The sequence below is a fragment of the Halobacterium noricense genome (genome assembly GCF_021233435.1).
GTDB lineage: Archaea > Halobacteriota > Halobacteria > Halobacteriales > Halobacteriaceae > Halobacterium > Halobacterium noricense.
On record NZ_CP089468.1, the window covers coordinates 2,682,318 to 2,703,528 of the forward strand.

The 21,211-nt window shown below is 68.8% G+C and carries 23 protein-coding genes; 15 read left to right on the forward strand and 8 right to left on the reverse strand.

The annotated features are described in order from the left end of the window. Positions 1–42: 42 nt before the first annotated feature. Positions 43–642 (forward strand): L-threonylcarbamoyladenylate synthase, encoded by a 600-nt coding sequence (locus tag LT974_RS14380; RefSeq protein WP_232588314.1) that lies wholly within the window; start codon positions 43–45, stop codon positions 640–642. A 15-nt stretch (positions 643–657) separates the two neighbouring features. On the opposite strand, the gene LT974_RS14385 is transcribed toward LT974_RS14380, so the two are convergent. From LT974_RS14385 to LT974_RS14400, 4 genes are read right to left on the reverse strand one after another with little or no spacing between them, the layout of a single operon-like run. Beyond that, positions 658–1,335 (reverse strand): CRISPR-associated protein Cas4, encoded by a 678-nt coding sequence (locus LT974_RS14385; protein WP_232588315.1) that lies wholly within the window; start codon positions 1,333–1,335, stop codon positions 658–660. 37 nt (positions 1,336–1,372) lie between these two features. Further along, positions 1,373–1,999 (reverse strand): hypothetical protein, encoded by a 627-nt coding sequence (locus tag LT974_RS14390; RefSeq protein WP_232588316.1) that lies wholly within the window; start codon positions 1,997–1,999, stop codon positions 1,373–1,375. After that, positions 1,996–2,634 carry a hypothetical protein gene (locus LT974_RS14395; protein WP_232588317.1) on the reverse strand — a complete coding sequence of 213 codons (639 nt, stop codon included), beginning with the start codon at positions 2,632–2,634 and terminating at the stop codon, positions 1,996–1,998. The genes LT974_RS14390 and LT974_RS14395 overlap by 4 nt, the downstream gene beginning before the upstream one ends. Before the next feature lie 60 nt (positions 2,635–2,694). Next, positions 2,695–3,396: a conditioned medium-induced protein 4 gene (locus LT974_RS14400; RefSeq protein ID WP_232588318.1), complete on the reverse strand. Its 702-nt coding sequence runs from the start codon at positions 3,394–3,396 to the stop codon at positions 2,695–2,697. Positions 3,397–3,501: 105 nt separating this feature from the next. On the opposite strand from LT974_RS14400, the gene LT974_RS14405 reads away from it, so the two are divergent. The 4 genes from LT974_RS14405 (at position 3,502) to LT974_RS14420 (ending at position 7,689) form a co-directional block, all read left to right on the forward strand. After that, a complete protein-coding gene (locus LT974_RS14405; RefSeq protein WP_232588319.1) occupies positions 3,502–4,083 on the forward strand; it encodes a biotin transporter BioY in 582 nt (193 codons plus the stop codon). Continuing rightward, positions 4,083–4,781, forward strand: coding sequence for an energy-coupling factor ABC transporter ATP-binding protein (locus LT974_RS14410; protein WP_232588320.1), 699 nt, complete (start codon positions 4,083–4,085; stop codon positions 4,779–4,781). Before LT974_RS14405 ends, LT974_RS14410 begins: the two co-directional genes overlap by 1 nt. Continuing rightward, a complete protein-coding gene (locus LT974_RS14415) occupies positions 4,778–5,485 on the forward strand; it encodes an energy-coupling factor transporter transmembrane component T family protein (RefSeq protein WP_232588321.1) in 708 nt (235 codons plus the stop codon). Before LT974_RS14410 ends, LT974_RS14415 begins: the two co-directional genes overlap by 4 nt. Before the next feature lie 68 nt (positions 5,486–5,553). Then, entirely contained in the window at positions 5,554–7,689 is a 2,136-nt protein-coding gene (locus LT974_RS14420; RefSeq protein ID WP_232588322.1) for a (Fe-S)-binding protein, read from the forward strand. 54 nt (positions 7,690–7,743) lie between these two features. On the opposite strand, the gene LT974_RS14425 is transcribed toward LT974_RS14420, so the two are convergent. Both LT974_RS14425 and LT974_RS14430 read right to left on the reverse strand, forming a co-directional pair. Beyond that, positions 7,744–8,277 (reverse strand): GNAT family N-acetyltransferase, encoded by a 534-nt coding sequence (locus tag LT974_RS14425; protein ID WP_232588323.1) that lies wholly within the window; start codon positions 8,275–8,277, stop codon positions 7,744–7,746. Positions 8,278–8,331: 54 nt separating this feature from the next. Beyond that, positions 8,332–9,576, reverse strand: coding sequence for an MFS transporter (locus LT974_RS14430; protein ID WP_232588324.1), 1,245 nt, complete (start codon positions 9,574–9,576; stop codon positions 8,332–8,334). Positions 9,577–9,896: 320 nt separating this feature from the next. On the opposite strand from LT974_RS14430, the gene hemB reads away from it, so the two are divergent. From hemB to LT974_RS14470, 8 genes are all read left to right on the forward strand, one after another. Then, positions 9,897–10,883 carry a porphobilinogen synthase gene (gene hemB, locus LT974_RS14435; RefSeq protein WP_232588325.1) on the forward strand — a complete coding sequence of 329 codons (987 nt, stop codon included), beginning with the start codon at positions 9,897–9,899 and terminating at the stop codon, positions 10,881–10,883. 655 nt (positions 10,884–11,538) lie between these two features. Next, complete coding sequence (gene hemL / locus LT974_RS14440; protein ID WP_232588326.1) at positions 11,539–12,876, forward strand: glutamate-1-semialdehyde 2,1-aminomutase; 1,338 nt, start codon at positions 11,539–11,541, stop codon at positions 12,874–12,876. Positions 12,877–12,907: 31 nt separating this feature from the next. Beyond that, positions 12,908–13,372 (forward strand): hypothetical protein, encoded by a 465-nt coding sequence (locus tag LT974_RS14445; protein WP_232588327.1) that lies wholly within the window; start codon positions 12,908–12,910, stop codon positions 13,370–13,372. Positions 13,373–13,404: 32 nt separating this feature from the next. After that, positions 13,405–13,920, forward strand: a complete 516-nt coding sequence (locus LT974_RS14450) for a hypothetical protein (protein WP_232588328.1) — start codon at positions 13,405–13,407, stop codon at positions 13,918–13,920. A 179-nt stretch (positions 13,921–14,099) separates the two neighbouring features. Next, on the forward strand, positions 14,100–15,296 hold the full coding sequence (gene hemC, locus LT974_RS14455; RefSeq protein WP_232588329.1) for a hydroxymethylbilane synthase: 1,197 nt from the start codon (positions 14,100–14,102) through the stop codon (positions 15,294–15,296). Next, positions 15,293–16,024: a uroporphyrinogen-III C-methyltransferase gene (cobA, locus tag LT974_RS14460; RefSeq protein WP_232588330.1), complete on the forward strand. Its 732-nt coding sequence runs from the start codon at positions 15,293–15,295 to the stop codon at positions 16,022–16,024. The genes hemC and cobA overlap by 4 nt, the downstream gene beginning before the upstream one ends. Then, on the forward strand, positions 16,021–16,746 hold the full coding sequence (locus tag LT974_RS14465) for a uroporphyrinogen-III synthase (RefSeq protein ID WP_230891879.1): 726 nt from the start codon (positions 16,021–16,023) through the stop codon (positions 16,744–16,746). The genes cobA and LT974_RS14465 overlap by 4 nt, the downstream gene beginning before the upstream one ends. Before the next feature lie 45 nt (positions 16,747–16,791). Beyond that, positions 16,792–18,195 carry a single-stranded-DNA-specific exonuclease RecJ gene (locus tag LT974_RS14470; protein ID WP_232588331.1) on the forward strand — a complete coding sequence of 468 codons (1,404 nt, stop codon included), beginning with the start codon at positions 16,792–16,794 and terminating at the stop codon, positions 18,193–18,195. On the opposite strand, the gene LT974_RS14475 is transcribed toward LT974_RS14470, so the two are convergent. Beyond that, positions 18,192–19,235, reverse strand: coding sequence for a dipeptidase (locus LT974_RS14475; RefSeq protein ID WP_232588332.1), 1,044 nt, complete (start codon positions 19,233–19,235; stop codon positions 18,192–18,194). The two genes, LT974_RS14470 and LT974_RS14475, sit on opposite strands and share 4 nt — an antisense overlap. Positions 19,236–20,048: 813 nt before the next feature. Between LT974_RS14475 and LT974_RS14480 the strand changes: the two genes are divergently transcribed. Beyond that, positions 20,049–20,372 (forward strand): DUF5783 family protein, encoded by a 324-nt coding sequence (locus tag LT974_RS14480; RefSeq protein WP_232588333.1) that lies wholly within the window; start codon positions 20,049–20,051, stop codon positions 20,370–20,372. Positions 20,373–20,443: 71 nt separating this feature from the next. Beyond that, a complete protein-coding gene (locus LT974_RS14485; RefSeq protein ID WP_230888231.1) occupies positions 20,444–20,800 on the forward strand; it encodes a NifU family protein in 357 nt (118 codons plus the stop codon). 69 nt (positions 20,801–20,869) lie between these two features. On the opposite strand, the gene LT974_RS14490 is transcribed toward LT974_RS14485, so the two are convergent. Then, positions 20,870–21,163 carry a DUF7130 family rubredoxin-like protein gene (locus LT974_RS14490; protein ID WP_230888232.1) on the reverse strand — a complete coding sequence of 98 codons (294 nt, stop codon included), beginning with the start codon at positions 21,161–21,163 and terminating at the stop codon, positions 20,870–20,872. Positions 21,164–21,211: the final 48 nt, after the last annotated feature.

A 21,211-nucleotide genomic window follows, 5' to 3' on the forward strand; every position in this document is an offset into this window, starting at 1 on the left:
GAGACTGTAACGCTTTTTCGCGCGGCGACCGACCACCCGGGTATGACTGTCAGCGACGCGGACCTCGACGCGGCCGCCGACGCCATCCGGGAGGGCGGCCTCGTCGTCTACCCGACGGAGACGGTGTACGGTCTCGGCGCGGACGCCCTCGACGCGGCTGCCGTCGAGGCCGTCTTCGAGGCGAAGAGCCGAGACCACGACAAGCCGCTCTCCGCGGCGTTCCCGGACGCGAGCAGCGCCCGCGAGCACGTCCGAATGAGCGACACCGAGCGCGCGTTCGCCGACGCGTTCCTCCCCGGACCCGTGACGCTCGTCTGCGAGAAGCGCGACAGCGTGCCGAACGTCCTCACGGGCGGCCGCGTGAAGGTCGGCGTCCGCGTCCCCGACCACGACGTCGCGCTCGCGCTCCTCGACCGCGTCGCGCCAATTACGGCGACGAGCGCGAACGTCTCCGGCGAACCGAGCGTCACGAACCCCGCCGACCTCGACCCCGCGTTCCGGGAGCACGTCGACGCCGTACTGAACGCCGGCGAGACCCCGGGCGGGACCGGGAGCACGGTCGTGGACGTCGAACGCGCCGAGATTCTCCGCGAGGGCGCGAACGCCGACGCCGTCCGGGACTGGCTCGCCGAGCACGCGTAGCGCGACCGCTCGCGCTCAGTCGTCCCCGAGCGACAGCAGCGACCCGAGTGTCCGGGTCTTCGTGCCGCACTCGTCGCTGTACTCGCACGCGCCGCACTTCGCGCCGTCGTGGAGCCGCGGCGGCGGACCGTCGAGCGCGCGGACGGTACGGAGTGCGCGCCGATAGGCGGCTTTCCGCCGGGTCGTCAGCGTGAGTTCGCGGACGACGCCGTGGCGAGCGTACTCGACGTACGCGCGCTCGACCGACTGGTGCTCCCGCCACGCGAGCGCTTTCGCGGCGGCGACCGCGCGCACCGATTGGGGCTCCCACACCCCCGCTTCGGGTGGGCTCCCGGGCGTGACCACCGACACCGCCAGCGGGCCAGTGTGAACTTTTCCCATACGTCCGTGTGCGTCCTTCCCGCGGACGAACACGGCAGTTTCCGCGGGATCGGCGACGCGGGGGTGGCGGTCGAGGCTGGCGCGGAGGTTCGACCGGAACTCGGGGGGTTCGACGGCGAGGTCGTAGGTCGCGAGCGCAGCCTCGGAGGCGACCGCCAGCGCGTCGTACTGGCCGGCGAGGTCGCGGGCGTGGTTGTGCTCGGCCGGCGGGCTGCGGTCGTCGCGACGCGCGTAGTAGAGCTGGCGCGGGCAGTACGCGGCGCGCGCGAGGTCGCTGAACGCAACAGAATTCGAGCGGTCGTCGTCGGACACGCCACGGGATGGTCCCGTCCCCGTATTTGAACGTTCGCTACCGGGAGAGCCACCAGTTCTCGACGGTCTCGGCGACGCCGACGAGGTGGGCCTGGCCGAACACGCCGACGATGAGCGCGCCGAGCGAGTTGTACATGAAGTCCTTCACCGTGTCGTCGAGGCCGTGCTGGGCGAGCGGCATCGTCAGCCCGGTCTCCTGGGCGGCGACGTCGAGGCCGAACTCGAACAGCTCCCAGACGACGCCGAACGACAACACGACGACGAAGAGGTAGACGAACGCGATGCGTGACGGGATGGTGATGTCCTCGTGGTGGAGGTCGATGGCGCGCGCGACCGTGTAGCCCGCGCCCGCGACCAGCGACGCCGACAGCGCGTGCGTGACGTGGTCCCACCACGGGATGTGGACGTACAGCCCCGAGGAGCCGAGCACGTGGAGGAAGACGGCGGCGGTGAGCCAGAGCGCGAGCCACGGGTCCAGCGGGAGGTCGTAGCGACGCTCCAGGAGCGCGGGAACGAACGTGATGAGCAGCGTTATCGAGCCGTTGACGACGGCCTTGGAGTTGCCGCGGAGGAAGCCGTAGACGACGAGCGCGGCGAGCACGACCTGCATCGTGCGCGTGATGGCGCTCTGGGTCGCGGGCGCGGGCCGTGGGAGTAACGTCATACCGGCACCACCCGGGAGAGCGCGCGGCGCAGCCAGCGGTCGCGTCGCCGGAAGTACGCGTCGAAGAGGACGCCCGCCGCGAACCCGGCGAGCGTGACCCAGACGAACTCCATCATCAGCGCGTAGTTGTCCGTGAGGTAGGAGGTGCCGAGGAACTGGTCGAAGTTCCAGCGGACGACCGCCCACGCGGCACCGGAGGCGAGCGTCGTCAACACGACGAGCACGACGGCGAACCAGTGCGTGACCTCCAGCGCGGTGAACAGGTGGAGTTCGACGACGACGACGAGCGCGAGCGCGGCGAGCGCGAAGTACGTCGCGAACGTGCCGACGGTGCCGCCGAACAGCCCGCGCACGAGAATCGGGAGCAGTGCGAGCACGAGCAGTTCCCACGGGAGCATGACGCGCCACTCGCGGAAGGCGACCGCCGGCACGAGGACGATAGCGCCGGCGGCGGCGACGAAGACCATCCACTGCCGGTCGAAGTCGAGGACGCTGTCGGCGAACACGAGCGCGAGCACGGCGACCAGCAGCCACGCGAGCACGGCGTTCGTCCAACTGTCACGGAACAGCCGTTCGAGCACGTCCTCGGCGAGCTCCGCGCTGGACGCCTCGTCGGAGGGGGCACCGTCGCTCATTCGTTCGTGCTGTCGGGAGAAACAGGCATAAAACCGCCGGCACGCACAGCCGCCCGGCGCTTAGATGTCGATGTTCGTCTCCTGGCCTTCCGTCGCGCCTTCGAGGCCGTCCTCGTGGACGGAGCTGGTGAGCCGCTCGGAGAGCTCGCGGTCCTGGAGCGCGTTCTCGAATTCCGCGCGGTAGCGGTCGTTGAGCCGCCGGCGTTCCTCGCGGGTCTCGACGACGCGCTGGTAGTGCCGGATAGTCCCCACGTCGACGTCCTCAGGACACTCCGTGTTCTGATGGGCTGCGGAAGACGACTCCGTCGTCTTCCGAACGCCGAGTTCGTCTGCGAGGTCCTCGACGGACTCGTCGGCGTCGCGCACGCGGTCGAGGGGGGCGTCGGTGTCGGCCTCGCGGAGCAGGTGGAGGTCGAGGCGGGCATCGATTACGGTCTGCTCGTCGACGTCCTCAGAACACTCCGTGTTCTGATGGGCTGCGGAAGACGACTCCGTCGTCTTCCGAGCGCCGAGTTCGTCCGCGATGTCGGCGTCACCGTCCTCGTCGTAGAAGCGCTCGACGAGCGTCGTGAGTTCGTCGACGGACAGCGACGTCTCGAAGTCGAGGTCCTCGCGCATCTCCGCGACCGTCTCGCGGAGCCGGGCTTCGACGTCGGCCTCGGAGGCGAGCGACCCGTGGGTCTCCTCCTGGGATTCGGTGACAGTGTCGCCGTCGGCGACGTCGACGAAGATGTCCCGGAGTTCCTCGGTCTTCTCGTCCATGTAATAGTGACACCCTAGCGGAGTGCGCCGCTATATGTCTGTTGGCTTACCACGCTAGCCCCGTAAACCAGAGAATTGAAACCGGTTGACGAGAGTGGTCGGTCCGTGAGCGTCGAATCCGACTCCGTCGACCTCGTCGGCGACGAAATCGTCGAACGTGTCGCCCGCGCCGCCGTCTTCGCGGCGCTCGCGGGCGCGTTCGCGTACGTATCGTTCCCGAACCCCGTCTCCCCGGCCCCGGTCACGCTGCAGGTGCTGGGCGTGTTCCTCGCGGGCATCTACCTCGGCCCCGTCTGGGGCGGCCTCTCGCTGGCGCTGTACCTCGCGGCGGGCGCGGTCGGCGCACCCGCCTTCGCGGGCGGCAGCGCGGGCCTCGGCGCACTACTGGGCCCCTACGGCGGCTACCTCTGGTCGTACCCGGTCGCGGCCGCGCTGGTCGGCCTGCTCGCTCACGGCACGAGCGGGCTCTCGAAACCCCGGGACGTCTCGGTCCCGCGACTCATCGCCGCGATGCTCGCGGGCACCGTCGTCGTCTACGCGGGCGGCACGCTCGGCTACGCCGTCGTCCAGAACGTCGGCCTCTACCGCGCGTTCCTCGTCGCCGCCGTCGCGTTCGTCCCCGCGGAGGCGTTCAAAATCGCGGCTGCGGTCGGCATCACGCGCACCGAAGATCTCGGCGCCGCCTGATGCTCGCCGTCGACGACCTCACGCACCGCTACGGCGACGCCGCCGCCCTCGACGGCGTCAACCTCGACGTCGCGGACGGCGAGTGCGTCGTGCTCGCGGGCGCGAACGGCTCCGGGAAGACGACGCTGGTCCGCCACCTCAACGGCCTGCTCGAACCCGACGAGGGGGAGGTCCGCGTGAACGGCACGCCCGTCCACGACGACCTCGTGGCGGCGCGCGCGAGCGTGGGCATGGTCTTCCAGGACCCACGCGACGGCTTCGTCGGCGCGACCGTCGGCGCCGACGTCGCGTTTGGCCCGGAGAACCTCGGCCTCCCCCGCGAGGAAATCGACGACCGCGTCACTGAGGCCCTTCACGCGGTCGAACTCGCGGGCCGCGCCGACGAGCGCATCGACGAACTCTCGGGCGGCGAGCAGGCCCGCGTCGCCATCGCCGGCGCGCTCGCGATGCGCCCCGACCACCTCGTCCTCGACGAACCGTTCACGGGCCTGGACTGGCCCGCGCGCCAGTCTGTCCTCGACCGCCTGCGCGCGCTCCACGACGCCGAGACGAGCCTCGTCGTCGTCACCCACGACCTCCGCGACGTCTGGGAATTTGCGGACCGCGTCGTCGCGCTCGCGGACGGCGAGATTGCGGCCGACGGCCCGCCCGAGCGCGTCCGTGAACGCCTCCCCGACCTCGGGGTGCGCCTGCCGTGACGCTCGCGTACCGGCCCGGCGACGGCGTGCTGCACGCCCTCGACCCGCGCGCGAAACTCGCGCTGCAGGCCGCGTTCGCGCTGGTCGCGTTCGCACACACCACCCCAGTCGGTCTCGCGCTGTTGACGCCGCTGGCAGTCGTCGCGCCGTACCTCGCCGACGCCTCCCCGCTGGCCGCGCTCCGCGAGTTCCGGGTTGCGCTCCCGTTCCTCGTGGCCGGCCCCGTCGTCGCAGCACTCACGCTCGGGCCGCCGTGGATTCGCCCCGAAGCGGCCGCGGCCGCGGCGCTGGCGTCCTACCGCGTCGTGCTCGTACTGCTCGTCGCGGCCGCGTACGTCTACAGCACCCCGACGCGGGGCTCGCGGGCGGCCGTGCGGTGGCTGCTGCCGGGGCGCATCGGCGCGGTCGCGGGCGTCGGCGTCGCGCTCGTCTTCCGCTTTCTTCCCGTGCTCCAGTCGGATTTGGCGGGCCGGCGGGACGCCGTGAACGCGCGCCTCGGGAGCGAGCGACCGCTCCGCGAACGCATCCGCCTCGTCGCCGTGGGCGGGCTCGCTCGTGCACTCGACCGTGCGAGCCGGCTGTCGGTCGCGCTCCGCGCGCGGTGTTTCGCGTGGAACGCCACGCCACCGCCGCTCGCGTACCGGGGCCGCGACTGGCTGGCGACCGGCGTCGCGCTCGCGCTGGCGGCCGCCGCGCTCGTTTGAGCAGAAACTGTTGGCGCGTGGTCTTCCGGTTGCCAACCTTTATGCGGGTCGTCGCCGGGGCTTGAGGTATGCCCTCGTACATACTAGCGCAAGCAGGGGCCGAGACCCGGCCCACGTTTTGGCGCATCGGCCACGTCGGCGAGGTGTTATTCTACTACCTCGCCGCCGTCGCCGTCGCCATCTTCCTGTACGGCGTCTACGACCGCTTCGCCACGTACGCCCGCGGCTCCGACGACCCCGTCGACAGACTCAGCGACCTGCCCGCGCGCGTGCTCACCGCGGCGAAACTCGTCGTCTCCAACGAGAAGCAGTTCGACCGCGACCTCTACGCCGGCCTCATGCACACATTCATCCTCTGGGGCTTCCTCACGCTGTTGATTGCGACCACCATCCTCGGCATCGACATGGACCTCTGGACGCTCCTCCTCGGCCAGCCCTCCTTCTTCGTCGGCGACTTCTACCTCGCGTACTCCTTCGTCGCCGACGCCATGGGCCTGCTGTTCGTCGTCGGCGTCGGCATGGCCATCTACCGCCGCTACTGGGTCAAATACGGCCGCCTCTGGGGGAAACACACCAGCACCGAGGACGACCTCTTCGTCTGGACGCTCTTCCTCCTGGGCGTCGGCGGCTACGTTACTGAAGGCGTCCGTATTCTCGGGACGAGTGCGACCCGCGACGTCTCCTTCGAGACCGTCTCCTTCGTCGGCTGGTTCGTCACGGACGTGCTGCAAGCAGCAGGCGTCACCGCCGACGCCGCAGCTGCCGCCTACCCGGTCGTCTGGTGGAGTCACGCGCTGCTCGCGCTCGCGTTCGTCGCCAGCGTCCCCTACGCCAAGCCGTTCCACATGCTCTCCAGTTACGCCAACCTCGTCACCCGAGACGAGGACGCCGGCCGCCGCCTCCCCCGCGTCCCCGAGGACGCAAGCCCCGAGGAAATCGGCCCCTCCGAGATAGAGGACTTCACGTGGAAGCAGTTGCTCGACCACGACGCCTGCACGAAGTGCGGGCGCTGCTCGTCGGCCTGCCCCGCGAAGGCCGCCGGTCGCCCGCTCGACCCCCGCGACGTCATCCTCGACCTGAAAGCCTACCGCGAGGGCATAGAGGCGGGTGACCGGGAGGAGGTCGACATCGTCGCGGACGGCGGCACCTCCGTCGTCGACGCGCAGACGATGGAGTCCTGCATGAGTTGCATGGCGTGCATGGACGCCTGCCCGGTGGACATCGAGCACGTCACGCAGTTCACGGAGATGAACCGCCGCCTCACCGAGTCCGGCCAGATGAACAAGAACGTCGAGGAGGCCGTGATGAACGTCTTCCAGAAGGGCAACACGTTCGGCGACCCCGACCGCAAACGCCCCGACTGGACCGACGACCTGGACTTCGAGGTGCCCGACGCCCGCGAGCAGGACGTGGAGTACCTCTGGTACGTCGGCGACTACCCGAGTTACGACGAGCGCAACCAACACGTCGCGCGCTCGCTCGCCCGGGTCTTCGAGGAAGCGAGGGTCTCCTACGGCATCCTCTACGAGGACGAGCAGAACGACGGCAACGACATCCGCCGCGTCGGCGAGGAAGGCCTCTACGAGATGGTCGCCGAGGAGAACATCGAGGCCTTCCAGCAGTGCGACTACGACAAAATCGTCTGCACGGACCCCCACTCCTACAACACCTTCTCGAACGAGTACGAGCAGTTCGGCTTCGAGGACGGCGACTCGGTCTACCACTACACGCAGGTCGTCGAGAACCTCGTCAATCAGGGCGCGCTCGGCCTCACGGGGACGGAACTGGACGAGACGGTTACGTACCACGACCCCTGTCACCTCGGCCGGTACAACGGCGAGTTCGAGGCGCCCCGCGAGGTCGTGCGCGCGACCGGCGTCACGCTCGACGAGATGCCCCGCAACCGCAGTGATTCGTTCTGCTGTGGCGGCGGCGGTGGCGGTCTCTGGATGGACTTCGAGGAGGAGACCAAGCCCAGTGAGGAGCGCATCCGCGAGGCCTTAGAGGACACGGACGCCGGCCCGGACGTCGACCGCTTCGTCGTCGCGTGCCCGATGTGCATGACGATGTACGAGGACGGCCGGAAGACGGGCGGCTACGAGGACGACATCGAAATCACGGACGTCACTGAACTACTCGTGGAAGCCATCGAGGCGAAAAACGAAGGGAACAGTGCGGGCGCGACGAGCGCAGCAGCGGACTAACAGCGTCACCGCGAGCGGCGGAGCCGGAGCAGCGCGGGCGACTGACGGAGCCCGTCAGTTGTCCAGCCACTCGTCGGCGAGCAGGCCGTAGGAGTACGCGTCGACGTACTCGCCGTCGAGGATGGCGTCGTCGCGGCGACGGCCCTCGCGCTCGAACCCGAGTTTTTCGAGGGCCTTCCACGACGGCTCGTTCGGCACGAGGACGCGCGCGTCGACCTTGTGGAAGCCACACTCGCCGAACGCGTAGTCGAGGAACAGCTCCGTCCCCTCCGTGACGTAGCCGTTCCCCTGGTGTTCGGGCGCGACCCAGTACATGAGGTTGCCGCGCTCGCCGGGCGCACTCACCCAGCCGAACGCCACAACTCCGACCGGCTCGGGGTCGCCCTCTTCTCCCTCAGTGCAGATGAGGAAGTGGTAGTCCTCGTCTTCGAGCATCTCCGCGACGTCCTCGACGGTCTTGATGGTCGTGTCCGTCAGCGGCACGCGCACGTCGGGGTGGTTGCGGCCGTACTGGATGAACTCGTGGTCCTCCTCCTCGATGGGGTGGAGGGAGACGCTGTCGCCAATCTGGAAGGCTGGTCCGGGCATAGTCGACGGTGACGCTCGCGAGCGGTTATAGGTTCGCTGAAATTCAGTTCACCACTACCACTCGGTGAGCGCCTGTGCGCCGTGCGAGCGCACGAGCACCGCGAGGAAGGTCGCGACGCCGGTGAGCGCGAACGCGCCGCCGACGTAGAACGCCCACTCCATCCCGAACTGCGACATGAGGTACCCGCCGAGGACGGGCGCGAGCACGCTGCCGGGACGCCAGACGAGTTCGCGCACGCCGAACGAGGACGCGATGCCCTCGCCGTCGATGCCCTCGTCGGCGAACAGCGCCATGCTCGCGGGTTCGCGGAACGAGTCCGCGATGCCGAGGAGGCCGTTGGCGGCGACGAGCGGCACGAACGCCGTCGACGCCGCACCCAGCAGGGGGAGCGAGGCCGGGAAGCCGAGCGCGGACCCGATGGCGGGCGTGAACGGGACCGCGAGCGCGACGAAGCCGTAGGCAGCGCCGCCCGCAGCGACGAATAGCGAGCGCCCGTAGGTGTCCGAGAGACGGCCCGTGAACGGCTGGAACAGCATGTTCGTGAACTTCTCGGCGCTGAGCACGACCGCGAGGACGGTGCCGCTGTACGCGAGGCCGCCCTGTGCGGCGGTGACACCCGCGAAGACGGCGACCCACGAGCGCACGAGCGTGACGGCGACGGCGTACTGCGCGCGGAAGCTCGTGAGCGTGAGGATGCGGCCGTTCAGCGCGAGGTTGCTGAACGGGAACCCCTCGATGCGGGTGTCGTCGGCGTCCAGCAGCACGAGGACCGCAACGAACGCGACGACGAACAGCACCGCGAGCACGTAGAAGACGGGTTCGAAGCCGTAGCGGTCGTAGAGCACGCCCGCGGCGGCGAGGCCGAGCAGCGACGCGGCCAGCCGCCACGAGTTCGCCTTCCCGATGTAGTTCGCGCGCGTCTCCGCGGTCGCGAGCTCGCCGACCAGCGAGAGGCTCAACAGCCCCATCCCGGTCGCGAGAATCCCCTGCCCGCCACGAACTGCGACGAGTTGCCACGAGGTCTCGACGAGCGTGAACGCCAGCGAGACGACGACGCCGAACGCGAGCAGTCCGAGGAAGATGGCGCGCTTGTCGTAGCGGTCGCCCGCCCACGCCAGCGGCACGACGACGAGTGCCTGCGTCGCCGTGAACCCCGCGTAGAACAGTCCGAGCATAATGCCCGACGCGTCGAGCGCGTTGGCGTACTTCGGCAGGAGCACCGCGAGCGCGCTGAACCCGAAGCCGCCCGCGAACCGCGAGACGTACAGCGAGTAGAGTTGGAGTCGGTCCCGGTCCACAGTCGCGGGTAGATTGGGTGGGCAAAGACGGTTGTGAAACCGGACGGCGACGTGGGCCCTCGGCGATGTCACAGCCGACCGATTCGGCCAGTGAGACGCCCGCTACCCTGGCGGATTGAAAGGGCGAGCGGCTCCCTGCGAAGGCGGACGAAGCAAGCACGTGAGCGACCAGCGGGAGCGAGCGCGCGCAGCGAGTCCCCCGAGCCGAGGGCCGCTCGCCCTTTCAGGTGTCAACGTCGTCCACGGCAGCGTTCCAAGCAACTACGATAACTGACGCCGGTTCCGCGAACCCTTTTGGCTCGCGGCTCCCAGACTCCTGCATGGACCTGACGGACCGACCGCGGCGGCTGCGGCGGGACGGCGTGCGCGGGCTGGTGTCGGAGACGATCCTGGCGCCGACGGACTTCGTCGCGCCCGTATTCGTGGACGCGACGACCGACGAGCGGGTGCCCATCGAGTCGATGCCTGGCCACGAGCGCGTGCCGGTCGACGAGGCGGTGGCGCGCGTCGAGGAGATTCTCACGACGGGCGTGGAGGCCGTCATCGTGTTCGGCATTCCGGCGTCGAAAGACGAGCGCGGCACGCGGGCGTACGCCGACGACGGGGTCGTCCAGGAGGCCGTGCGTCGCATCACGAGTGAGACGGACGCGTACGTCATCACGGACGTCTGCCTCTGTGAGTACACGAGCCACGGCCACTGCGGGATTCTCGAGGAGCACGCCGACGAGGACCCCGACCTCACGGTGAAGAACGACGAGACGCTGGACCTCCTGGCGAAGACGGCGGTCTCGCACGCGGAGGCGGGCGCGGAGATGATTGCGCCGTCGTCGATGACCGACGGGATGGTCGCGGCCATCCGCGAGGCACTGGACGCCGCGGGCTTCACGGACGTCCCCATCATGAGCTACGCGGCGAAGTACGAATCGGCGTTCTACGGGCCGTTCCGGGACGCCGCGGACGGCGCGCCCGCGTTCGGCGACCGGCGGCACTACCAGATGGACCCCGCGAACCGCCGCGAGGCAACGCGGGAGGTCGCACTCGACGTCGAGCAGGGCGCGGACGTGTTGATGGTCAAGCCCGCGCTCCCGTACCTCGACATCGTCTCGGACGTGCGCGAGCAGTTCGACCGCCCGGTCGCGGCGTACAACGTCTCCGGCGAGTACGCGATGCTGCACGCTGCCGCGGAGAACGGCTGGATGGACGTCGAGGAGACCGCCCGGGAGTCCCTGCTGTCCATCAAGCGCGCGGGCGCGGACCTCATCATCACGTACTTTGCAGAGGACGTCGCCGAGTCGCTGTCGGAGTAGCGCACGGCTCGCGGTCCCGCTGCGCTCGACCGCGCGCCCGCTTCCCCGGCCATTTCCGGCAATTATTTCGTAGACGTGTGTCCAGTATCGACAGTCGAACGCCCAGTTATCTGGACGATTTACGACCTTATATGGACTAAATCCGATTGTAATTCGAGCGCTCGTCTACCCTATACGAACTAAACAACACATTCGTCAAGCAAACTTTTACATACCATCCAGTCCTGTCACTGTACTGTAGATGCGTGAAACGAACGCCCCGGTTTCGAATCTGGGAGTGGACGTGCGTACATCCATAACGCCTGTGTCAGCCACGCCCGGATTCGACGGTGGACCCACCCGAAACCCGGACTGTGTGCTCGCGCCCCGTGCAGGCGCGCTTTCGCGGGCGGACGTGCCCGAATTCGGGTCCCCGACCGGCGGCGTCGGGTCGCGCATCTCCACGGGGGTGATACAGTGACACGACCACGAAACCGTCTGTGACCACAGCGGACTGTGCTCACCGTGTGTTCGCCGGCCAGCATCGTCGGACTGTGCTCACCGGCCGGCACTTTCGCGGTTGCGGCTGCGACTGATTCTGTGTGACCTCGCCTCGGTAGCGACGCCGAACGTCGAACCCATCAACTATTTTCGGGGACCCCTCCAACGCTCCTCCATGAACCGCGAGACGTCACGCGACCTCTACGACCGCTCGCTCGACGTACTCGTCGGCGGCGTGAACTCCACGGTGCGGGCCGCCCCGCAACCGTACCCGACGTTCGTCCGGAAGGGCGACGGCGGCCACGTCGTCGACGCGGACGGCAACCGCTACGTCGACTGGGTGATGGGCCTCGGCCCGCTCCTGTTGGGCCACGACCTCCCCGAACCAGTCGAAGCCGCCGTCCAGCAGCGCACCAGCGAGGGTCCGATGTACGGCCTCCCCACGGAGCTGGAGGTCGAGCACGCGGAGTTCGTCGCGCGCCACGTCCCGAGCGTCGAGATGATGCGGTACGTCAACACCGGAACGGAAGCCACGACCTCGGCGGTGCGGCTCGCGCGGGGCTACACCGGCCGCGACAAAATCGTCGTGATGCAGTCCGGCTACCACGGCGCCCAGGAGTCCACGCTCGTCGAGGGCGACAGCGAGGAGCGCGGCCCGTCCAGCGCGGGCATCCCCGCGGCGTTCGCCGAACACACGATTCCCGTCCCGTTCAACGACACCGACGCCGTTACCGAGGTGTTCGAGGAGCACGGCGACGACATCGCCGCCGTCCTCGTGGAACCCATCCTCGCGAACAAGGGCATCGTTGAACCCATCGACGGCTACCACCAGACGTTGCGCGACCTCACCCGGGACAACGGCGCGCTGCTCGTCTGGGACGAGGTCATCACGGGGTTCCGCGTCGGCGGTCTCGGCTGCGCGCAGTCGAAGTACGGCATCACGCCCGACGTCACGACGTTCGGGAAAATCGTCGGCGGCGGCTTCCCCATCGGCGCCATCGGCGGCCGCACCGACATCATGGAGGAATTCACGCCCGTCGGCGACGTCTTCCAGGCGGGGACGTTCTCCGGCCACCCGGTAACGATGGCCGCGGGCCTCGAGACGCTGAAGTACGCCGCGGAGAACGACGTCTACGAGCACGTCAACGGTCTCGGCCGCAAACTCCGCGAGGGCCTCACCGACATCGTCGCCGAGCAAGCGCCCGAGTACACCGTCGTCGGCACGGACAGCCTGTTCAAGGTGCTGTTCACGCGCCGCGCCGACGCCCAGTCCGGGCCGTGTGCGGACGGCTGCGAGCAGAACCCCGAGTGCGACCGCTTCGACGCCTGCCCGAAGAACGGCGCCGACGTCGGTCGCGGCGCGGTCGACCGCTGGAACCGCGTGTTCCGCCCGCAGGTCCTCGACGACGGCGTTCTACTCTCCCAGAACCAGTTCGAGTCCCAGTTCGTCGCCTACGGCCACACCGAGGAGGACGTCGAGCGCACGCTCGAAGCCTACCGGAACGCCCTCTAGGCTTTTCTTCTCCGGGCGCGAACACCCGGGTATGGCAGAGACGCCCTCCACGGAAACGGACGCGCGCAGCGACGCCAATCCGGAGTCGGGCTGGTGGTACTGGGTCGCGGCGGTTCCCGTCTACTACGTAATCGGGACCGTGCTCGGATTCGTCGTCGGACTCGCCGCGTTCGCGTTCGCGCTCACCGGCATGGGCACGATGGACCCCGGAACGATGGAACCGGGCATGGGGTTGCCGATGGGCGTCGGCTTCGGGTTCGCCGGCGTGTTCGTGATCGTCTTCGTGCTGGCAGCGGTCGGCTTGCTGCTGTCGCTGGTGTTCCCGCTGGCCATCTACTACGACGCGACCGCCGTCGAGGACGCGCCCGGTCGCTGGAACCCCGACCCCGTGCTCTACGGCCTGCTCGGGCTCGCGGGCCTCGTCGCCCAACCCCTCCAGGTGCCGCTGGCGGTGTACTACCTGTACAAGCGCCACGAGTCGGTGGGTGTCCCGTGAGGTACAAACGCCGTGACGCCTAACGGACGGGCATGAGTGAGGTCCGCGTGGACTCGCGGTGGTGGTACTGGGTCGCCGCAGTCCCGCTGGTCACCGCGTTCTGGGTGGTGTGTTCGGTGTGGATGTTCGTCGTCGTCCAGGTCGTCCCGGAGGCCGTCGTCGCTGACGCCGGCGAGGTGCTCTCGCTGCCCGCCGTCGCGCTCGGCATCCCCGCGCTCGTGGCGTTCCTCGCGCTACCGCTGGCGCTCTGGATGGACGGCCACGCGGTCGACGCCGCGGGCAGCGACTGGCCCGGCGACGACTTCTCCGCGCCCGGCATCGCCGTGCTCGCGGACGCCCTCGTCGTCGCTGGGAGCGTGTTGCTGTTCCAGGGCGCGACCCTCGCCGCGCTCGTCATCGTCGCCGGCGCCGCCCTCGGCACGTGGGTCTCGGCTCGCTACCTCCGCGACCGCCGCGACCACGTCGCGATGCCCGCCTCCTTCTGGGAGTGGCGCGACGAACTGCGCGCGGGCGACCGCAGGGAGCCCGCCGCCGGCGAACGCGAGTAGGTCGCCTCGCGACGGTTCGGATTTGATTTTCTCGTCGTGCGTTACGTGATAGTCACGCGGCTCGCGGGTCACTGCACTCGCGGCTCACTTCATTCGCCGCCCGCGCTAACGTGGTCTCCCTGCGGTCGACCACGCAGACAAACGCAGGGGGTTTCAACCCAGCACGCCGAGATACGTACATGACCGACGCGATACGCCTCGCCACCCGCGGGTCGGACTTGGCGCTCCGACAAGCCAGCGAGGTCAAGACCGAACTCGAAGACCACCGCACCGACGTGGAACTCGTGGAAGTGGAGACCACCGGCGACCGTATCGACGACGAACTCATCCAGGACCTCGGGAAGACGGGCGCGTTCGTGCGCTCGCTCGACCGGAAAGTGCTGGACGGCGACGTCGACGCGGCCGTCCACTCGATGAAGGACGTGCCGACCGACGTCCCCGAGGATCTCGTGGTGGCGGCGGTGCCACGTCGCGGGAACCCCGCGGACGCGCTCGTGACGCCGAACGGCACGAGTCTCGAGAACCTCCCGGCGGGCAGCGTGGTGGGGACCGCGAGCCTGCGCCGCGGCGCGCAGATTCAGGCCCACCGCCCCGGCCTCGAGGTCGAGCCGATTCGCGGGAACGTCGACACGCGCGTGGAGAAACTGCTCGCGCCCGCGCTCCAGGACGAGCACGAGCGCCGCACGGAAGCCGAGAAGGAGCGCATGAGCGAGGACGCGCGCCAGCAGGAGCGCGGCGACTACGAGGCCAGCGAGACCATCGAGGAGGGCGTCGAGAACCTCGACAACGACAGCGAGAGCGACAGTGAGAGCGGCGGCGACAGCGCGCCGGACAACCGGCAGAACGCGGAGTTCGACCAGCCCGTCGAGGAGTGGTTCGAGTCGCTGACGCCGCTCCAGCAGTCCGCGCTCGGCCGCGAGGTCGAGACGGCGTTCGACGCGGTCGTGCTCGCGCAGGTCGGCCTCGAACGCACCGGCCTCACCCACCACGTCCACGACGAGGAACTCCCGACGCACACGCACGTGCCGGCGCCCGGTCAGGGCGCGCTCGCGATTACGGCGCGGAAGGACAGCGACGTCGCCGACGTGCTCCGGGACGCGCTCGACCACGTGCGCTCCCGGGTGGAGACGACGGCCGAGCGCATCGTCCTCGAGGAAGTCGGGGGCGGCTGCATCGCGCCAATCGGCGTCTACGCGCTCGTGCAGGGCGACGTCGTGCGGACGGACGTCCAAGTGTTCAGTCGGGACGGTACCGAGCAGGTCGGGGAGACGCGCGAACTCGACATCGAGAACTACGCGAGGGACGCCCGCGCGTTCGCCGCGGACCTCCGCGAGCGCGGCGCGACCGACCTCATCGAGGAGGCCCAACGGGAATGACTGGCACCGTCTACCTCGTCGGCAGCGGCCCGGGCGACCCGGAACTGTTGACAGTGAAGGCCGCGCGGCTGCTCGAGGACGCGGACGTCGTGCTTCACGACAAACTCCCCGGTCCAGCGATTCTCTCCGAGATTCCCGAGGACAAACGCGAGGACGTCGGTAAGCGCGCGGGCGGCGAGCGCACACCACAGTCCGCCATCAACGAGCGCATGGTCGAACTCACGCGAGAAGGCAACGACGTCGTCCGGCTGAAGGGCGGTGACCCGTTCGTGTTCGGGCGCGGCGGCGAGGAGATGGTGTACCTCGCCGACCACGACGTACCCTTCGAAATTGTCCCCGGCATCTCGTCGGCGGTCGCCGCGCCCGCCGCAGCGGACATCCCGGTGACCCACCGCGACCACGCCTCCTCCGTCTCGTTCGTCACGGGTCACGAGGACCCGACGAAGGAGGAGTCCGCGGTGGACTGGCAGGCGCTCGCTGACACCGGCGGCACCATCGTCGTGCTGATGGGCGTCGGCAAGCTCCCCGACTACACGCAGGCGCTCCGGGATGCAGGGATGGACCCCGAGACGCCCGTCGCGCTCGTCGAGAAGGGGACCCGGCCCGGGCAGAAGGTCGCGACGGGCACCCTCGACACTATCGTCGAGGCGCGCGACGAGGCCGGCATCAAGCCGCCCGCCGTCACTGTCATCGGCGGCGTCGCAGGGGTGCGGGAGGAACTCCGATGACGAAGCCGACGGTCGCGGTGTTCCGGCCCGCGGACGACCGCCTCGACGACGCGACCGCACTCCTCGAATCCCTCGACGCGGAGCCGGTCCCGGACCCGATGCTCGCCGTCGAGCCGACCGGCGACATCCCGAGAGACGGCGCTGACTACGTGCTGCTGACGAGCAAGACCGGCGTCGAGCTCGCCGCCGAGGCGGGCTGGACGCCCGGCGACGCGACCCTCTGCGCCATCGGCGAGTCGACTGCCGACGCCTGCCGCAAGGCGGGCTGGCCGGTCGACCTCGTGCCCGAGGAGTACACGAGCAGCGGGCTCGTCGCCGCGCTCAAGAGCGAGGTCGACGGCGCGCGCGTGGAGGTCGCGCGCTCGGACCACGGCTCCGCGGTGCTCACGGACGGCCTGAACGCCGCCGGCGCGTACGTCCACGAGACGATTCTCTACGAACTCGTGGTGCCCGCTGAGGCCGGCGACTCCGTGGAGCTGGCTGCCGGCGGCGACCTCGACGCCGCGCTGTTCTCGTCGTCGCTGACCGTCGACCACTGGCTCGACGAGGCCGAACAGCGGGGCATCAGAGAGGCCGCGCTCGCCGGCCTGAACGACGCCGTCGTCGGCTGCATCGGCCCACCGACCCGCGAGACCGCCGAATCGCTGGGTGTCGGCGTGGACGTCGTCCCCGCGGACGCGGACTTCGAGCAGTTGGCGCGCGCGGTCCGCGAACGACTCTGACGTCGAGCCGGTAGTTTATACCCGAAGCCGCGCTACCTGCTCGTGATGGACGCTCCGGTCCCGGAACTCGAAGCGCGGGCGACGGCGTGTGCGGACGCACTCGAAGCCGCCGACTCGGTATTGCTCGCGTCGCACATCGACGCCGACGGCCTGACGAGCGCGGGCATCGCCGCGAGCGCGCTCGAACGCGCCGACATCCCCCACGACGTCGTCTTCTCGAAACAGCTCGACGACGAGGAAATCGCGGGTATCGCCGCCCACGACCACGACACGGTGCTGTTCACGGACTTCGGGAGCGGACAACTGGACGCGATAACCGAACACGAGCGGGCGGGCGACTTCACCCCAATAATCGCGGACCACCACCAGCCCGCCGACGCGGACACGCAGTTCCACCTGAACCCCCTCCTGGAGGGTGTGGACGGCGGGAAGGAACTCTCCGGAGCGGGCGCGGCGTACGTGCTCGCGCGCGCCCTGCTCGGCGAGGACGCGACCGACCTCGCGGCGCTCGCGATCGTCGGCGCGGTCGGCGACCGGCAGACCGTCGACGGCGAACTCGTCGGCGCGAACACCCAGATTGCCGCAGAGGGCGTCGAGGCCGGCGTGCTCGACACTGCGAAGGACCTCGCGCTGTACGGCACGCAGACCCGCCCGCTCCCGAAACTGCTGGAGTACGCCAGCGAGGTGTACGTCCCCGGCATCACGAACGACGAGAACGGCGCGGTGCGCTTCCTCGACGGCCTCGACTTGGAACTGCACGACGGCGGCGACTGGCGGACGTGGGCCGACCTGAGTCACGACGAGCGCCAGACGGTCGTGAGCGCGCTGCTCAAGCGCGCGGTCCGCCACGGCGTCTCCAGCGAGGACGTGACGAAGCTCGTCGGGCAGACGTACACGCTCACGGCCGAGGAGCCAGGGACCGAACTCCGGGACGCCAGCGAGTTCTCCACGCTGCTGAACGCGACGGCCCGCTACGAGCGCGCGGACGTCGGACTCGCGGTCTGTCTCGGCGAGCGCGGCGAACCCCTAGAGGCCGCCCGAACGCTGCTACGCGAGCACCGCCGGAACCTCTCGGAGGGCCTCCAGTGGGTGAAACGCGAGGGCGTCACGATCGAGGACGACCTCCAGTGGTTCCACGCGGAGGACCGCATCCGGGAGACCATCGTCGGCATCGTCGCAGGGATGGCGCTCGGCAGCGACGCCACCGAGAGCGACCGCCCCATCATCGGGTTCGGCTACAAGAACGACGAGGAGACGAAGGTCTCCGCGAGGGGGACGTCGCGGCTCGTCGACCGAGGCCTTGACCTCTCCGCAGTGATGAGCGAGGCCTCACAGGCGGTCGGCGGCGACGGCGGCGGTCACACGGTCGCAGCGGGCGCGACTGTTCCCCGGGGCCGCGAGCAAGAGTTCCTCGACGAAGTCGGCGACGTGCTCGCCGACCAACTCTAGTCCCAGGTCGCCTCGCAGACGCGCAGCCAGTTCTCGTGCGCGAGCTTCCGGAGTGCTGAGTTCTCGTAGCCAGCGTCGCGGAGCGCCGCGAGCACGTCGCGGGTCCCGGCGGCGTCGCCAATCGAGTCGGGAATCGTGGCGCCGTCGAAGTCCGAGCCGAGCGCGACGTGCTCGACGCCCATCCGGTCGACGTGGTCGACGACCACGTCGAGGCTCGTGTCCGCGTCGTTGGCCCCGTCCGGCCGGAGCGCGCTCGCCGCGAACGTCAACCCGACGACGCCGTCCGTGTCGGCGACGGCGTCGAGTTGCTCGTCGGTGAGGTTCCGCGAGGACGGACAGACCGCATGTGCAGCAGTGTGAGAGACGACCAGCGGGGCCGTCGACGCGTCGTGGACGTCCCAGAACCCCTGTTCAGTGAGGTGCGCGCAGTCCACGAGCACGCCGTCGTCGTTGCAGCGCTCGACCAGCCGGCGGCCGCGCTCCGTGAGACCACCGCCGACGTCGGGCGAACTCGGGAATCGGAAGGGGACGCCGTCCGCGAACGCGGTGGGGCGACTCCACGCCAGTCCGAGCGACCGCAGGCCGCGCTCGTAGTAGTCCGCGAAGTTCGAGCGGTCCGGGCGAATCGGCTCTGCGCCCTCGAAGTGGACGACGACGCCGAAGTCGTCCCCTTCGATGCACGCCCGCAGGTCCGCGGCGGTCTCGACGCGCCGGACGCCAGGCCTCGCGACGAGGTCGTCCAGCGCGGCGAGCATCTCGTCGGCCGCGTTCGCGGCGAACGACGGCGCGAGCGGCGGTGGCGACCGAATTCGGTAGCCGTCGTCGGTTTCCACGCGGTTGCCGTCCGCGTCGGGCGCGAACTGCTCTTCGGAGGGGACGAACACCGCGAAGAGGCCAGCAGCGAGCCCGCCGTCGCGTGCCCGCGGCAGGCCGAGGTGGCCGTCGTCGCGGCCGTCCACGAGGTCGTCGACGGTCGCTTCGCCGCGCCAGACCGCGAGCGCGGCGTCGTTGTGGCCGTCGACGACGGCAGGTGAGTCCATCTGGTCGCATCGACAGACGGCGACGCGTAAAACGATTGCGCCGCGCTACAGCGACAGCCGTGACGAGTGTTTCTGTATCGCAGTATAGAATTTATTACCGCATGAGCGGGGAAGAACGAGAAATACAGAACAGCCCCAGAGGCGGCCCTCACGCTGCAGGGTCGACGGTTCAGGCGAACCTGGGGAACAGGTGGATAACTCGATGTCGAGCAAACGACGGTCACGAGCGGGATCGTGCTGGTCCCATGACAGCGTGAACGAGGGTGCTCGGAAGAGAGCGAATCGAGTGGTATCGACGAACCGGGTTGCACAGTGCGGGCAACACGTGCAAACGAACGGTAGCTGTGAGTCGTAGCAAACTGGACCTCTAGACGCGACTGTGAGTGCGACGCGCTCGTTGGCTACGACTCCCGAACTGGTCGAACTGGTGTCCGGTAGACCGCGAACGTCAGCCCAACACCTCCGGCAGTACCGTCGGCCTGGTCTCGCGTGCTCGCACGCGCACGCGAGCACAGGGAGCACGTGAACATCAGGGGAGACGCCGTGACGCGGAGTGGGAGAGTCAATATCTCACTCTGGGCCTGCGAATCCCACCATCTCGGTCGGCGGCTTCGAGGGGCTGGTCGGTTTCGGGCCGGCCCACGGTTCTATTGCGTCAACGAACCGCACCGCCTCTCCGCGTGTATCCAGTGAGGGTCACGAACCAAGTATACATTCTATTCTACGATATAGAATTAGGTGTGGCACGCGAACCAGCCAACCGGTTCGCGGCTACCGACGGGCACTTCAATCCGACACGGCAAACAACAGGTAATGAGCGACCTGACGCCCGAGGAGTTCGAGGAGGAGAAGTACGTCGACTACTTCCCGAAGCTCCAGACCGCGTACAAGAGCGCCTTCGAGACGATGAACGAAGCGTTCGACTCGGACATCGTCCACGGCATCGACCAGACGATTCTCGCCGAGAGCGAGCCCCACTACGAGGGCGACGGCAACTTCACCGTCGAACTCCCCGACGACCCCCTCGAGAAGCTCGACGGTGTCGTCGCGACCGACGAGAAGACCCAGCACGTCCTCGACCGCTACCTCGAGGAGCTTCGGGCGGAACTGCGCGCGCAGTTCGACGTAGAGGCATAACTGCGAGCGGACCTCCGGAGCGAACATCTTGCACCACAGGAGATAAGCCACGTCAGCACCAAGGGGTTCTTATGAGCACCGAGAGTCAGAGCGGCGACGACCTGGAGGAGCGCGTCAACAACTTCCTCCGCCGGAACTTCCCCCAGATTCAGATGCACGGCGGCACGGCCGCCATCCAGAACATCGACCGCGAGGAGGGCGTCGTCGACCTCCAGCTCGGCGGCGCGTGTTCGGGCTGTGGTATCTCCCCGATGACGATTCAGGCCATCAAGTCCCGGATGACCAAGGAGATTCCCGAAGTCGACGCCGTCAACGCCGACACCGGCATGGGCGGCGGTCACGACAGCGGCATGAGCCCGTCGTTCCCCGGCGAGGACGCCGACGGCGAGGACGTCGAGGAAGACGAAGGCCCGCAGGCCCCGTTCTAACTCTGAACTTCTCCACGTTTTTCGCGCTGCTGAGCGACTGCTCTCTCGTGAACCGACCGCAGGAGAGGGTTAGTCTTCAGTCCAGTAGTAGATTGCTTCCTTCTCGACGCCGCAGTTCGGACACTCCTCGGGGAACGACTCCTGGAGGTCGCCGAGTTCGCCGCACTCCGAACACCGCCACATGAGCTCGGCTTCGCCGAACTCGTGGCCGGCGCGCTCGTGCTCGATGGAGAGCGCTTCGACGCCCTCGCGAGTCGTCACGTAGAAGCCGTCCTCGTCGAAGCCGCGAATCGTCCCGAGTTTCTCGCCGTCGTCGTCGTAGACGGCCGTCCCGAGGCCGACACTAGGAGTTTCCTCACTCATACGTAGTCGTTCAGCACGGGTCGTGATAAAATCAATTGCCGGTCCGTA